The organism is Tropicimonas isoalkanivorans (genome assembly GCF_900112335.1).
Lineage (GTDB): Bacteria > Pseudomonadota > Alphaproteobacteria > Rhodobacterales > Rhodobacteraceae > Tropicimonas > Tropicimonas isoalkanivorans.
Map to the genome: position 1 here is coordinate 543,675 of NZ_FOLG01000001.1, position 14,330 is coordinate 558,004.

Genomic DNA, 14,330 nt, shown 5'->3' on the forward strand with positions numbered 1-14,330 from the left:
AGGAGAGGAGGGCTTCGGAGCGGCATCCGCTTTGGTGAGCGCCTAAGCCCCCGCCGGCTCCGCACCAGCGCAGCCCCCCCCAGAAAGCGGCACGGGACCGCCCGCCCCGCGCGAAGCGCAAAGGGGAATGCGCCGCAAGGCGCGCACTGTGAAAGCGTGGCCCTAGCGGCGAGACCTCAGACGCCGATGGCGCGAAAAACCCCGGGAAGCAGGTCCGGAATGTCGGTCGCGATCAGTCCCGGGCCAAAGGTCCGCGCGGCCTCCACATGCAGCCAGGTGGCGATTTCCGCCGCGGTCACGGGCCAGATGTCCCGGGCCAGCAGCCCGGTTATCATGCCGGACAGCACATCGCCCGCCCCCGCCGTGGCCAACCATGGGGTTGCCCGGTCGTAGGCGGCGGCACAGACCACCGTGCGCCCTCCGGGCTCGGCAATCACCGTGTCCCGTCCCTTGAAGAGCACGATGCACCCCGCCCGCGCTGCGGCCTCCTGAGTCGCATCGACCTTGGAGAACGCCGGTCCGCCCGTTGGAGTCTCCGCCAGTTTCCGCCAGATATCCGGGAACAGGCGTGCGAACTCTCCGGCATGCGGCGTCAGCACGACGCGCGAATGCAGGTGGGCGAAGAGGGTCGGCGCGGACCCCGCGAAGGACGTCAGCGCGTCCGCGTCAAGCACGCAGCGGCGACGGCTGCCGAGCGCCGTGATCACCATGTCGCGGGTCGCCGAGCCGACGCCCAGCCCCGGCCCCAGGCAGAGCGCGTTCAGCCGCTCGTCCTCCAGCACGGCGCCCAGGTCGGACGCGCCGTTGCAGCGCGTCAGCATGATCGCTGTCAGGTGCGCGGCGCATTCGGCCATCGCCGACCCCGGGGCCGCGACCGTGACCAGTCCCGCCCCGACCCGAATTGCCCCACGGGCAGCCAGGCGCGCAGCGCCGGTCCGCCCCGGCCCCCCGGAAAGCACGAGGGCATGACCATAGTCGTATTTGTGGCCACCGGGATTGTCCTCCCCGCCCTTGCGCAGCTCGTAGGCCCGCGGAGCGGCTTCGGTGACGGCCGCCGCCAACGTTTCCCGGAGTTCCGGCCTCGATGCGCGCAATGCCGCCTGATCGAGACCGATATCGGCCACCTTGACTGACCCGCAGGCGTCCGGCCCTTCGGCCAGCAGGTGCCCCAGCTTGCGCCGGTGGAACGACACGGTCAGATCGTAGCGCAGCGGCAGCTCCTCCTGTGGCCCCGGCGCCAGCGGCCGCCCGGAATCCATGCACAGCCCGCTCGGCGCATCCACCGCCACCCGAAGCGCGGTCCCCTTCGGGAAGGCCGCGTCGAGTTCGCGGAGCGCGCGGTCCAGCGGCTCGTCGAGCGGCCGTGTGAGCCCGGTGCCGAAGAGCGCGTCGATCAGCACCGTGGGCGCCACGTCGCCGGTCATCCGAACCCCATAGCGCAACCCGAACCGCCAGTCGTTGAAGGCCACGACCGGACCCACCGCCGCCCAGCGGTCATGGTTCGCCCGCGCATCGGGCGGCAGCCGGATCGCCTCGCCGTACAGGAAGCACTCCACGCCCCAGCCGCGTTCCTGCAGCAGGCGCGCGATGACGAAGCCGTCGCCGCCGTTATTGCCCGGCCCGCAGAGAATCAGTGCGTGGCGGTGGCCCTGCTCCACGTCCGGATAGGCGGACAGGATCGCCTCCACGACTCCCTGCCCGGCCCGTTCCATCAGCTCGATTCCGGTGGCCGATCCGCCGTCGAAGGCAGCCTGCTCAATGGCGCGCATTTGTGCAGATGTTAGTAGTTCAGTCATGAAATCCGGCCCAATCTGTTCTCACTTTGCTCAAACTATGAGCAACTTGCATCGTTCCTGTCCAAGCACCCGGCAAACGGCCATTCGCCGCACAGGTGACGTGGCTCTTGAATTGTCCCTCCACCGCGATGATGGTCTCTGCATTTACCGGGACGGATCACAGGGAGTCGGCCGCCACCATGAAAAAAATCGAAGCCATCATCAAACCTTTCAAGCTCGACGACGTGAAGGAGGCCCTTCAAGATGTCGGCGTGCAAGGCTTGAGTGTGATCGAGGTCAAGGGTTTCGGGCGGCAAAAGGGGCATACGGAGCTGTATCGCGGTGCCGAGTATGTCGTGGATTTCCTGCCGAAGGTAAAGATCGAGGTCGTACTGCCGAACGATCAGCTCGACAGCGCCATCGATGCAATCAAGACAGCCGCCAAGACCGACAAGATCGGCGATGGCAAGATCTTCATCTCTTCGGTCGATCAGGCGATCCGCATCCGCACTGGCGAAGAAGGCGACGACGCGCTCTGAGCCGATTCCGTCATCCGCAATATTCAAGCCCATTCTGAACAGAGGGACCAAGCTCACATGAGTAAAGACGCCGTTCTAAAGACGATCAAGGACGAGGAAGTCGCCTACGTCGATGTTCGCTTCACCGACCCGCGCGGCAAGCTGCAGCACGTGACGATCATGTCCGACCAGGTCGACGAGGACTTCCTGGAAGAAGGCTTCATGTTCGACGGCTCCTCGATTGCCGGCTGGAAGTCGATCGATCAGTCCGACATGAAGCTGATGCCGGACACCGATTCCGCCTACATGGATCCGTTCTACGCCGAGAAGACGCTGGCCGTGCACTGTTCCGTGGTCGAGCCCGACACCGGCGAGCCCTATGACCGCGACCCGCGCGGCACCGCCGAGAAGGCCGAGGCCTACCTGAAGTCCTCCGGCATCGGCGACACAGCCTACATGGGCCCCGAGGCCGAGTTCTTCCTGTTCGACGACGTGCGCTTCCAGGTCGGCATGAACAAGGTCGGCTACGAGGTGGACGCGCTGGACGCCGCCTGGAACTCCGACACCGAATACGAGATGGGCAACATGGGCCATCGCCCGGGGATCAAGGGCGGCTATTTCCCGGTGAACCCCACCGACGACGCCCAGGACCTGCGCTCTGAAATGCTCTCCACCATGAAGCGCATGGGGATGAAGGTCGACAAGCACCACCACGAGGTGGCCTCCTGTCAGCACGAACTTGGCCTGATCTTCGACTCGCTGACAAAGCAGGCCGACGAGCTTCAGAAGTACAAGTACGTCATCCACAACGTCGCCCACGCCTACGGCAAGTCGGCCACCTTCATGCCGAAGCCGATCGCCGGCGATAACGGCACCGGCATGCACGTCAACATGTCGATCTGGAAGGACGGCAAGCCGCTCTTCGCGGGCGACAAGTATGCAGACCTGTCCGATGAGGCGCTGTGGTACATCGGCGGCCTGCTGAAGCACGCCAAGACGCTGAACGCCTTCACCAACCCGTCGACCAACTCCTACAAGCGCCTGATTCCGGGCTTCGAAGCGCCGGTGCTGCGCGCCTACTCGGCCCGCAACCGCTCTGGCTGCATCCGGATCCCGTGGGCCGAAAGCCCGAAGGCCAAGCGCGTCGAGGCCCGTTTCCCGGACCCGTCGTCGAACCCGTACCTCTGCTTCTCCGCCCTGCTGATGGCCGGCCTCGACGGCATCCGCAACAAAATCGACCCGGGCGAAGCCATGGACAAGGACCTCTACGACCTGCCCGCCGAGGAGTTGCAAGGCATCCCGACCGTCTGCGCGTCGCTCCGCGAGGCCATGGAATGCCTGGAAGCTGACCACGAGTTCCTGCTGGCCGGCGACGTCTTCACCAAGAGCCAGATCGAAGGCTACATGGATCTCAAGTGGGAAGAGATCTACGCCTACGAGCACACGCCGCACCCGATGGAGTTCAAGCTGTACTACAGCTGCTGATTCCATCTTTCGGACTGACACCAAGGGGCGCCAATCTGGCGCCCCTTACCATTTCGAGAAAGGAACCAATTCGGCCTGAATTTTGTAATCCCGTCCCGCCCGTGTACATTGCCCGGAGGTCCGAAGAACGAGTTCTGTATGGGGGGATGAGATTTGATCAGGTGGAAGTACTACAACGCGAACCTCGGCATTTTCGCATTTCGTTGGGACACGGATCACTACGACGTGACGGTCCGTAAGGATCGGATTGTCCTCACCTACGACGAAGGTCTCGGGAAGTCGTTCGAGGCGCACCGAAACGCCTACCGGATCGTGCTGGAGACGGCGGACGCCAAAACCTTCGTGCCCGCGGAAGGTCCTGAGAAAGGCGAGCGCCAGTTCACGGACGGCACCGTCAGCGAAATCCGAATGTACGGCAAGGCGGGGGAGTTGCAGGTTCGGGCGACGGGCGTGGACGTTCCGCTCGTCGCCTTGCAGGGCTGGTACAACGAGGACGGAGATTACGACAGCCTCTTCCAGTACCTCGACGGATTCAATTCGACCCACATCGGGGCCAATAACGGGCCAAGGAGCGGGTGGAACGATTACATCCTGAAGGACGAGATCCGAACCGGAGCCGGGAACGACAAGGTCTGGGCCAGGGGCGGCAATGACTACATCGTCGATCATGGCGGCCGGGACGTCTACCACGGCGGCGCGGGCCGGGATCAGCTTTCCTATGACCAGTGGTTTTGGGAACCCGCGGGCATCAAGTCCGGCATCCGGGCCGACCTTGCGGGCGGCACGATCCAAGGGCCCGACGGCAGGACAGACAAGGTGACGGCGATTGAGCAGATTCGCGGCACCTTCCTGCGAGATGTCATCAGGGGCGACGCCAAGGATAACGAGTTTCAGGGCATGGCCGGCGACGACCTTCTGGTCGGACGCGGCGGCTGGGATCGGGCCAGCTATCGCAATGAAGCCAACCAGGGCGGCACGGCGGGAATACGGGCGAACCTGGAGACAGGCAAGGTCCGGGACGGCTTCGGCACGGTCGATACCCTCCGGGGCATCGAGGAGGTGCAGGGAACGGATGTCCGCGACGTGTTCACGGACGGCAAGAGGGACCATTCCTATCGCGGTCGTGACGGCAATGACCTTTTCCGGATCACCGGCGGAGACGACTGGATACGTGGCGACAGCGGGGCCGACAGGTTCCTGTTCAAAGGCAGAGCCTTCGGCAGCAACACAATCGATGATTTCGACACGCGCGAGGGCGATCGGATCGAGATCGCGGCGGCGAAGAACTTCAAGGCGCTGACCATCGCCTCCGTGAATGGTGGCGAGGACACCCTTGTCACGTTCGCGAAAGGCGAGATTCTGTTGGAGGATGTCGCATCCGTCGATACCGGCGATTTCATCTTCTGACCCCGCCTTCAGGCGGGCAAAGAAAAGGGCGCCGCCGCGCCCTTTCTGTCCCCACACCGCACCCGGCATCTACTCCAGCCGGATCGCCTCTTTTACACGCTCGGCCAATTCCGCCGTCACTTCGATATGGTGCACCTCCTTTGCATGGGCGGCTGCGGCTTGGAGGATCGCCTCGTCGGAGTCCGCCCGCGTTTCGAAATCGCACCCTGGCATCAGATCACCGCATTTCAGCACTCTGGTCATGGCGTTTTCTCCCGTTCGCGTTGGGCGGCCAGCATACCACACATGGCCCCCAGTGGGTAACCTAACGTCAACGCCGAACCGCGGAATCCGGCGCCGGACCTCGCCCCGTATGCCGGCAAACCGACCTTTTGGGCCGCCGCGCGCCCGTTCCGCTGGACCAACCCGTCCCCGCGATTACCCAGTCCTCGCCACGTTCCGACCGCAAAGGTCCCGCAAGGTGCAAGCAACCGACCTTCAATTGAGGCACGAAATGTCCCTGCCCGACCATATTTCCGTCGCGCTGCTTCTGCCCCGACCTGCGTCCGTCGATGTTCGGAAACTCCGCGCGCATCTCAACGGAATCATGAGTGCGTCAGGGATGCGTTTCGACACGTTCGCAGCCCGCCACGGGGTGACGTTGGCGGCTGACGGCTTGTCCATCGAGCTGCGCGAACGCGATCTGCCGCTCATCCCCTCCCGGCTGGAACCCGCGCTGTCCTCCGGCCTGCAGGACTATCTGAACGAAGACTGGTCCGACCTCGTCGCGCTGCACCGAGCGGCGATCACGCTCGATCTCCGCCGGACGCCGATCCGTCGCAGCAAGGCGTCTCTGAGCGGCGAGCAGACTGCGGACCCTGCGGCCCCGGCTCCGCATACGCGCGAGACGATGGACCTGATGCTGATGGCGGGCCACGTCGCCGCGGCCTACATGACCCGAACCGCACGCCCGGTGGCAATCTATTGGGGCGCGTCGCAACGGATTTTCCCCACCCCGCGATTCCGCGCCATGGAAGGGATGCTGTTCCCGCTGCCGCTGTTCCTCCACCCCCGCCCGGTCCGGGAACTCACCGACGACCGGCAGACACTTCCGGAGTTCGAGTTGCTCGGGGCCTCATCGCTCATCGGCTGCTCTCTGCGCGTCGCCCCTGCCCGGATGCGATTCGACTGGATGATGAAACGGGTGCTGGCCTTCGTGGCGCATGTCCGGGCCAACAACGGCATCCTGTCGGATGGGTCCTCCTTCGGACTGGAGGAAGGTGAGAGATTCACCGTGCGGCGCACGGCGGACGGCGGCGTTGGCTTGGTGCTGGCAGAGCGCAAGGGCCTGCCCGTGAACCGACACACGGCGGATTATTTCGAGGTGGTCGCCTGAAACGGGCCTCTACCGCTCCAATGAGCGGTACATCCCCGACTACGCCTCAGTAACGCACAACCATGCCCAGATGGTCCGAGCCGAGCAGCGGTCGCAGTTCGCTCGCACCGCGCTTGCCCTCCGGGACCAGCACGTGATCGATCGGCAGTGATACGAAACGCATGATCGGCAGCATCCCCGGCCGATAGAGCGCGAAGCTCGGCCGCACTCGGCCAGCGCGTTCCGCGCCAAGCGCCTCCGTGACGCGGCGCATCGTCGAGGACCATGGAACCATGTTGAAGTCCCCCCCCAGGACCGTGGGCGCGCCCATGCGCTCCATCACCGGCAAAAGGTGGTCGAGGTGCCGCGCCTGCTGTTCCGGCCAGGGCCACCGCAGATGAAGGGACGCCACCCAAAGCGGCCCGTCCGGTCCATCCACCCGCAGGGCGGCCAGTCCGCTGACGCAGATCCGCTCCCCGTCGATCACCGGCCACCGCGACGCGACGACAACAGCCCCCGCCGAGCCGCGACCGCAGGAGTGGGAATAGGGCAGGATGTCTTGCAACGCGTCCGGAAACCACGTCGGCCCGACGGGCACCTCCTGCATGGTGAGGATATCGGGCCTGACGGCGCGAATATCGGCGACCAGACCCGACGGGTCGGGATTCTTGCGGAGCATGTTCTTCTGGTAGATCGTTACGGTATGGTCGGGGGAGACATATTCGGTGCGCGTGTAGCCGGCGAACGCCGGCAGCACGGCAACTCCCAGCGGCAGGAGCCAGACCGGCGATGCCACACGGGTCGCCCACCCCATCAATACCCACAGCACCCCCGCGCCCGCGATGTAGTTCCGGAAAACCGCGAGGGAATCGCCCGCCGGATGCAGCGCGCCGAGGAAACTCGCTCCGAGCGCCACGAAGCCCACGGCCAGCCCCAATCGAAACACGGCCTTCCACCGCCTCATTCCATTTCTCCGATGACCTTTCGTCACCTTGGCGTGACGCGGGCGACATACCCCTTCCGTTCGCCGGGCGCCAGCATCACGCTACCATCGGAGCCAGGCCATGCTCGGGGGACCACAATGGAAAAGATCACCTTCACCGGCGCCCAGGGTGCGCCGCTTGCCGCCCGCCTCGACATGCCTGAGGGCCCGCACCTGGCCACCGCCATTTTCGCGCACTGTTTCTCCTGCTCCAAGGATATCGCCGCCGCGCGGCGCATCGCGCAGCGCCTCGCGGGGATGGGGATTGCTGTGCTGCGGTTCGATTTCACCGGGCTCGGCCATTCGGGCGGCGAATTCGCCAACACGACCTTCACGTCGAATGCCGGGGATCTCAAGGCAGCGGCCGCGTGGCTGACCAACCAGCGTATGGCGCCCTCCCTCATGATCGGGCACTCGCTGGGCGGCGCGGCGGTGCTGAAGGCCGCCGGCGAAATCGAGAGCCTGCGCGCTGTGGTGACCATCGGCGCGCCCTTCTCACCCAAGCATGTGACACACCACTTCACCGAAGCCCTGCCGCGTATCATGGAGGACGGCATGGCATCGGTGCAGCTTGCCGGCCGGCCCTTCTGCATCGGGCGCGAATTCGTCGAGGACGTGATGAGCGAGGACCTGACGCCCGAGATCGCTGGCCTGCGCAAGGCCCTCCTCGTCATGCACGCCCCGCGGGACGAGGCCGTGGGCATCGAGAACGCCACGCAAATCTTCGTCGCCGCCAAGCACCCCAAGAGCTTCGTCACGCTGGATGATGCCGATCACCTGATCAGCCGCGCGCGGGACGCCGAATATGCCGCCGAGGTGATTGCCGCATGGTCCGGCCGTTATCTCGACCTGCGCGCACCCGCGCCGCCCCCCGGCGCGCCCGAAGGTGTCGTTCGCTCGTCGGAGGCCGATCCGGAAGGCTTCCTGCAGGACATCACCAGCGGCCCGCGCCATCATGCGTTGGCCGACGAACCGCGCGCCTATGGCGGAACGGATCGCGGCATGTCGCCCTACGGCTTTCTCTCGGCGGCGCTGGCCGCCTGCACCTCCATGACGTTGCGCATGTACGCTCGGCGAAAGGGCTGGCCGCTGGAACATGTCTCGGTCGACGTCACGCACGCGAAGGTGCACGCGCAAGACAGCGACCTGACCGGGCCGAACAGGATTGACCGCTTTACCCGGACAATCCGGCTTCAGGGAACGTTGGATGACCAACAGCGCGACCGCCTGCTGGAAATCGCCGATCGATGCCCAGTGCACAAAACGCTGGAGGCCGGCGCAAGCGTGGAAACACGGCTGGAATAGCGCACCAGCCGTGTCCGTATATCCAAATCAGAAAATGAAGTCGTCCGCGCCGAGGACGCTGGCGTCCGTGTCGAGGAAGATGATTGTGACGTCGTCGAATGTCGCCACGGCATCTGCGTGGTCCTGGGTGATCTCCACGTCGTCGAAGGATTCAGCACCGGACTCGATCTGGACATGGTCGCGACCGTCCCTGAATCGGTAGATCTCGGCCACGCCGTCACCTGAGAAGAACACGAAAGTGTCCGCCCCGGGCCCTCCGTACAGGTAGTCGTACCCGGCCCCCCCGTACAGCGTATCCTGGCCCCAGCCACCCCTAAGTATGTCATTGCTGCCGCCGCCATACAGGGTATCGCGCCCGACCTGGCCTTTCAGAAGGTCGTCTCCGGTACCGCCGAAGAGCGTATCCGCACCATAGCCGCCGGCAAGCATATCGCTTCCCGCCCCGCCATGGATTTCGTCGTTGCCCCGGTGACCGTAGAGGACATCACCGCGCTGCTGGCCATACAGGACATCGTCGAACTTGCCGCCGTGGATGACGTCTCGGCCTTCAAAGAAATCGCCAAAGTCGATCGTCTCCGCATTGACCTCCGCCTCCGTGGCAGGGGTGTATAGATCGGTGAGCGTCAGCGTTGTCACACCGTCGGCGTTGGAGAAGACCAATCCCGTAAGATGGTATTCGGTCGTCTCGGGATCGTAGTCGTAGTATGCCTCCACATCCTGGAACGGAGCGTCGATCCCCGTGGATAGGGTGGCAACGACGTCCATATAGTTCGGATTTTCCGGATCGGTGGACAGGACGGTGCTCGAGACCTTTTCATAGTCCGAAGCTGCCGGAACGTTGGTAGCAAACTGGAGCGCGTCGTCGGGGGACATGATCAGCCCGGTGCCGGCTGTGTTCGCTATATTGATTTTAACCATTTTATCCTCGCTAAAGAAACAATTACGTTCCAACTGGGCCCACCAACCCCAGTCCTAAATATTTAGCGCAATTGTACTGCTGCGACAAGTATTGCCAAAGTATTAATTTATCCGGGTAATTAATCTGGAATTAATTCTGGTATTGTTTCCCAATACACGCATGATCGATGGTTCATTTACGCCAGCGCCCCTTTGGGCGTTTCATTTTCACAACACTCGCGGCTACCGCCGTGTCTCGCCAGAGCGAACCAGTACAATAAGGCGCCGTTCAGAGCGGACGTGGGGGCAGAGATGCCTCGCTTCGGCACCTGGCCGATCGGCCGCAAAGAGCGCAAGACGTCCCTAGACTTCCCGCCCATGTACCGCCAAGGTGCGCACCCGCAAGTCCGGAGACCGCCCATGCCGCCGCGCAAGATCATCATCGACACCGACCCCGGCCAGGACGACGCCGTGGCGATCCTGCTGGCACTGGCCAGCCCGGAGGAGCTTGAGGTGCTGGCGATCACCGCTGTTGCCGGAAATGTGCCCCTGCCCCTCACTTCCCGGAACGCCCGCGTTGTTTGCGAGCTTGCGGGGCGGACCGATGTGCCCGTCCACGAGGGGGCCAAGGCGCCGTTGGTTCGCACATTGGTGACTGCCGAATACGTCCATGGCAAAACGGGACTGGACGGGGTGGACCTGCCCGTGCCCAAAATGCCCGTTGCGTCCCAACCGGCGGTGGACGCGATTGTCGAGCATATCCGCCGTGAGCCGCCCAGAACGGTCACGCTCTGCCCCTTGGGGCCGCTCACAAACGTGGCCCTCGCCATGCAGAGCGCCCCTGACATTACAGAGCGGCTGGCGGGCATCGTGCTCATGGGGGGGGCCTATTTCGAAGTCGGCAACGTCACTCCGGCGGCGGAATTCAACATCTACGTCGATCCGGAAGCCGCCGACGTTGTAATGAAGTCGGGCGTCGACATCACGATCCTGCCGCTCGATGCCACGCACCAGGCGCTCGTCACCCGGCCACGGCTCGACGCAATCTCGGCCATCGGCACGCCGGTGGCCCGTGCGGTGTCGGGCTGGCTCGATTTCTTCGAACGGTTCGATCTCGAGAAGTACGGCCACGCTGGCGCGCCTTTGCACGACCCCTGCGTCATCGCCTATCTGCTGCGGCCCGACCTGTTCGAAGGCCGCCATATCAACGTCGAAATCGAAACCGCAAGCGACCTGACTCGCGGCATGACTGTCGCCGACTGGTGGCGGGTCACTGACCGGGCGCCAAATGCCACCTTCATCGGGAAGGTGGACGCCGACGGGTTCTTTGACCTTCTGACGGAACGACTGGCGCGGCTCAAATGATAGAAATCGCCCCCCACGCGCCGGATTGGGCTTGGTTGGCGGACCTGGAAGCCGACCGGTGGATTTCCGCCCCGGGCGAGGCTGTTAAGGCCGTCCACCATATCGGCTCCACCGCCGTGCCCAATCTGGGAGCCCGGCCCGTCATCGACCTGTTGATCGAAGTATCGTCGACAGTTGATCCGGACAGTCTCCGCTCCGCAGCGGAGGCGCTTGGTTATCGTTGGCTCGGCGCGAAAGGCCAGGCGCACAGCCGCTACTGTCGGCGAGAGGGGGAACCGGCCGTGCACGCACGCATCTGGGCGCGCGGCGCCCCGGAAATTCGCCGCCACCTGGCGTTTCGCGACGCCCTGGAAGCCGATCCCCTGCTGGCGGCGGGCTTCGAGGCACGCAAACGACATTGCGCCTCACTCCACTTGGAAGACACGGACGCCTATGATCGGTGCAAATCGGCTTGGATCGAAACGGTCGAAGCCAAAGCCCTGAAGGAGGCCCCCCGGTGAAGACCAAGCTCCATATGGCCCGCAAGGAAGATCTGCCCCGCCTGACCCCGATGGTGGAGGCGTTCCACGCCGAGCACGGCATCGTTCAGGACGATGAGACCCGCGCAGCGGCCCTGCTCCCCTTGCTGGAGGGCAGCCCGCTCGGCGTGATCTATATCGTGGGGCCGCGCAACGCGCCGGTGGGCTACGTTGCTATCAGCTTCGGCTGGTCCATCGAGATGGGCGGTATCGACGGTTTTATCGACGAGATCTGGATCCGCCCGGCAGTGCGCGACAAGGGAATGGGCAGCGAAGCCCTCTCCGCTCTGATTCCGGCGCTGCGGGAGGCCGGCGTCGCCGCGCTGCACTTGGAGGTCGACGAGAACAGTTCCGCCGTGAGCCTTTACGAACGCCTGGGCTTCGCATCGCGGGAGCGGTACTTCCTTATGACGGCGGATCTCCGGCGGAAGGGACAATAGGCGGGCGCACCGGCCCGCCTGTTTGCGGTGCCGCCATATTCCAAGCATCGGTCCGTTAAGATTTACGGCTCAAGCAGAGCAGATCGGCCGCCATCGGGTTCCCAGCCGGACGGGGCCGGCGCAGCACAAAACGCATCCTCCATCGTGCCAATTGCCCCGCGCCGGCGCCTATTGAGGTGATTTCCGGAGAGGCATTTACTGACGGCAAGCCATTGATGCCCGCCAATAAAGGCGCCCTGCCCGCAATCCATCCCGATTCTGGTCATAATTTTACCACAGGTCAGGACAAAACTCGGCAGTGCAATAATGCAGTGTCACCTTGGAAGCGTTCGCAAATGCCTCGTATTTTCCAAAAGGACGAGGACGGATCGGTGACTATCGAGTTCGTCCTGTGGGTGCCGTTCTTCGCAATTTTCCTCCTTTTCGCGGTCGATGCGACCCTCGTATTCATGCGGCAAAGTCAGATGTGGCAGATTTCGCGCGAAACGGCGCGGATCGTATCGCGGTACGGCATGGATGAGGTGACCGCCGAGACGTTCGCCAAAGCCTACGGGACAGTCGGATCGACGACGCCCACGGTCGACGTGATCCTGGGCACTGCCGAGGTCAGCGTCGACATGCAGCTTCCGCTCGCCGCACTTGCCCCCTTCGGTATCCTGAAGTTCGCGGTTGGGGACAAGGTCGCGGTCCATGTCACACATGCAATGGAACCCATTTTCGTGGAGCCCTCGTGATGATCCGCCTGAAATCGATTCTTGCGCAATTCCGTGATGGCGAAGACGGGGCTGGCACAGCCTTTGCGCTTTTCATGTTCATGACGCTCGCCGCGATCCTCGGGATCACGGTCGACGGAACGTTCGGTTGGTGGAACAAGAACCGGCTCGAGGCCGCCGCGGATATCGGGGCCCACGCCGGCGCCGTCGCGCTGGCCAACAAGAAAACCGAAACCGAACTAAGAACGGCGGTCGAGCAGGCCGTGTATGCCAACCTGCCCACGAACATCTTCGGCGCGGTCATCGACAGTTCGGTCGACGTCGCCTTCGCCCACTATGATCCGGAAAAGAGGACATACGACGGCGGAACCGAGCCCAACACCGTCATCGTAAGTCTGGAGCGCACGAAAACACGCGGCAACCCGATCAGAACTTTCCTGCTGAGTTTCGCTGGCGTTACGACCATGGATACGATGGCGCAAAGCGCCGCGGTCTTCGATATCAACGGCGTATGCAAATCCTCGGACGGGATCTATGCGCAGTCGACGATTACACTGTCGAGCCAGACGGATGTCGGTGCAGGCTTCTGCATCCATTCGAACAGCGACGTCTGGCTGCCGCAGCAGAACTCGTTCGAGCCGGGCGCCTACGTTTCCATGCCGAACCTCGATAACTGCAAATCCAAGTGCCAGAACTCCGCCAACCCTGGCATCGTGGCCGTGGAAAGCCACATGGCGATGCCTGACCTCGGCAAATATATCCAGGACACTTACGACTCCTTTGCCTACGCCAACGCCTCCACCACCAAACCACAGGTCGTCACCGATCTGTTCAGCGGCGTAACCGTGGGCAATCAGGCTGATCTGATCGACAAGGGCGTGCTGTCGTCTCCCGTCGCGCTCGCAACTGTCGTCCCGATGACCGTGGACCAGTTCCACAGCCTGGCGGAACTGCCCTCCGGACTGATCTACAAGATCGACTGCAAGCCCGGCAGCACCGGTGTGAAGACCTGGCTCAACTTCAGCGGCACGGTCGCGCAGATGAGCCATGCCGCCGTGGTGACGAACTGCGGGCTCAACTTCGAGGACGGCGCACGGGCGGTCGGTTCGGTCCTCATCACGACGCGTGACAATACCAATGCCACCGTGACCGCGGGCTCGCACGTCACCGTGGCGGACCCGGCGAAAGCCTGCAACGAAGACGAGAGAACCGTCCTCATGTCGCTTTCCAAGGTCAGCGTGCCGGCCGAATTCGTCCTGTCGAACCTTACCATGATCGTGGACGACGATGTCGACATCGCCTCCGCAACCTCGTCCGACGTGATATCCAAAGGACTGTCGATCTACTCGACACATCAGGTGAAATTCTCCTCGCAGCACCGGTTCCGGACCTGCAAGACGCCTGACGCCTTTCTGACGCCGACTGCCAAGGTCCTCCGCCTGATCATGCCGCCGGCGGAATCCCAGACCGTCTCGACGCTCTGATACCCCGTCCCCCGCCCCTCCGGAGGCGGGGGAGACACCTTCCCCCCTGACAAACCGCCGGCGCGCTCCTACCTTTAAGGCATGGAG

14 protein-coding genes are annotated in these 14,330 nt (G+C 63.7%); 10 read left to right on the forward strand and 4 right to left on the reverse strand.

What is annotated here, in order from left to right; genetic code table 11:
* Nucleotides 1-176: 176 nt before the first annotated feature.
* On the reverse strand, nucleotides 177-1,796 hold the full coding sequence (locus BM075_RS02485) for an NAD(P)H-hydrate dehydratase (protein WP_093359075.1): 1,620 nt from the start codon (nucleotides 1,794-1,796) through the stop codon (nucleotides 177-179).
* Nucleotides 1,797-1,975: 179 nt separating this feature from the next.
* Between BM075_RS02485 and BM075_RS02490 the strand changes: the two genes are divergently transcribed.
* The 3 genes from BM075_RS02490 (at nucleotide 1,976) to BM075_RS02500 (ending at nucleotide 5,185) form a co-directional block, all read left to right on the forward strand.
* Entirely contained in the window at nucleotides 1,976-2,314 is a 339-nt protein-coding gene (locus tag BM075_RS02490) for a P-II family nitrogen regulator (RefSeq protein WP_093359398.1), read from the forward strand.
* A 57-nt stretch (nucleotides 2,315-2,371) separates the two neighbouring features.
* Nucleotides 2,372-3,778 (forward strand): type I glutamate--ammonia ligase, encoded by a 1,407-nt coding sequence (gene glnA, locus BM075_RS02495; RefSeq protein ID WP_093359076.1) that lies wholly within the window; start codon nucleotides 2,372-2,374, stop codon nucleotides 3,776-3,778.
* A gap of 153 nt (nucleotides 3,779-3,931) precedes the next feature.
* Entirely contained in the window at nucleotides 3,932-5,185 is a 1,254-nt protein-coding gene (locus BM075_RS02500; RefSeq protein WP_093359077.1) for a hypothetical protein, read from the forward strand.
* Between the two features lie 69 nt (nucleotides 5,186-5,254).
* Here the strand turns inward: BM075_RS02500 and BM075_RS02505 are convergent, their stop codons facing one another.
* On the reverse strand, nucleotides 5,255-5,428 hold the full coding sequence (locus BM075_RS02505; protein ID WP_093359078.1) for a DUF1059 domain-containing protein: 174 nt from the start codon (nucleotides 5,426-5,428) through the stop codon (nucleotides 5,255-5,257).
* Nucleotides 5,429-5,678: 250 nt separating this feature from the next.
* Between BM075_RS02505 and BM075_RS02510 the strand changes: the two genes are divergently transcribed.
* Complete coding sequence (locus BM075_RS02510; protein ID WP_093359079.1) at nucleotides 5,679-6,560, forward strand: hypothetical protein; 882 nt, start codon at nucleotides 5,679-5,681, stop codon at nucleotides 6,558-6,560.
* A gap of 46 nt (nucleotides 6,561-6,606) precedes the next feature.
* Here BM075_RS02510 and BM075_RS02515 read toward each other — a convergent pair whose 3' ends face one another.
* Entirely contained in the window at nucleotides 6,607-7,503 is an 897-nt protein-coding gene (locus tag BM075_RS02515) for an endonuclease/exonuclease/phosphatase family protein (protein ID WP_093359080.1), read from the reverse strand.
* 117 nt (nucleotides 7,504-7,620) lie between these two features.
* Here BM075_RS02515 and BM075_RS02520 point away from each other — a divergent pair, with 117 nt between their 5' ends.
* Nucleotides 7,621-8,826 (forward strand): bifunctional alpha/beta hydrolase/OsmC family protein, encoded by a 1,206-nt coding sequence (locus tag BM075_RS02520; protein ID WP_093359081.1) that lies wholly within the window; start codon nucleotides 7,621-7,623, stop codon nucleotides 8,824-8,826.
* Between the two features lie 27 nt (nucleotides 8,827-8,853).
* Here BM075_RS02520 and BM075_RS02525 read toward each other — a convergent pair whose 3' ends face one another.
* Nucleotides 8,854-9,744 (reverse strand): calcium-binding protein, encoded by an 891-nt coding sequence (locus BM075_RS02525; RefSeq protein WP_093359082.1) that lies wholly within the window; start codon nucleotides 9,742-9,744, stop codon nucleotides 8,854-8,856.
* 399 nt (nucleotides 9,745-10,143) lie between these two features.
* Between BM075_RS02525 and BM075_RS02530 the strand changes: the two genes are divergently transcribed.
* The 5 genes from BM075_RS02530 to BM075_RS02550 all read left to right on the forward strand — a co-directional run bounded on the left by BM075_RS02530 (nucleotide 10,144) and on the right by BM075_RS02550 (nucleotide 14,243).
* Complete coding sequence (locus BM075_RS02530) at nucleotides 10,144-11,088, forward strand: nucleoside hydrolase (RefSeq protein WP_093359083.1); 945 nt, start codon at nucleotides 10,144-10,146, stop codon at nucleotides 11,086-11,088.
* Nucleotides 11,085-11,588, forward strand: coding sequence for a GrpB family protein (locus tag BM075_RS02535; protein ID WP_093359084.1), 504 nt, complete (start codon nucleotides 11,085-11,087; stop codon nucleotides 11,586-11,588). The genes BM075_RS02530 and BM075_RS02535 overlap by 4 nt, the downstream gene beginning before the upstream one ends.
* On the forward strand, nucleotides 11,585-12,046 hold the full coding sequence (locus tag BM075_RS02540; protein ID WP_093359085.1) for a GNAT family N-acetyltransferase: 462 nt from the start codon (nucleotides 11,585-11,587) through the stop codon (nucleotides 12,044-12,046). The genes BM075_RS02535 and BM075_RS02540 overlap by 4 nt, the downstream gene beginning before the upstream one ends.
* A gap of 335 nt (nucleotides 12,047-12,381) precedes the next feature.
* A complete protein-coding gene (locus BM075_RS02545) occupies nucleotides 12,382-12,780 on the forward strand; it encodes a TadE/TadG family type IV pilus assembly protein (protein WP_177208223.1) in 399 nt (132 codons plus the stop codon).
* Nucleotides 12,780-14,243, forward strand: coding sequence for a TadE/TadG family type IV pilus assembly protein (locus BM075_RS02550; protein ID WP_093359087.1), 1,464 nt, complete (start codon nucleotides 12,780-12,782; stop codon nucleotides 14,241-14,243). The genes BM075_RS02545 and BM075_RS02550 overlap by 1 nt, the downstream gene beginning before the upstream one ends.
* Nucleotides 14,244-14,330 lie beyond the last annotated feature (87 nt).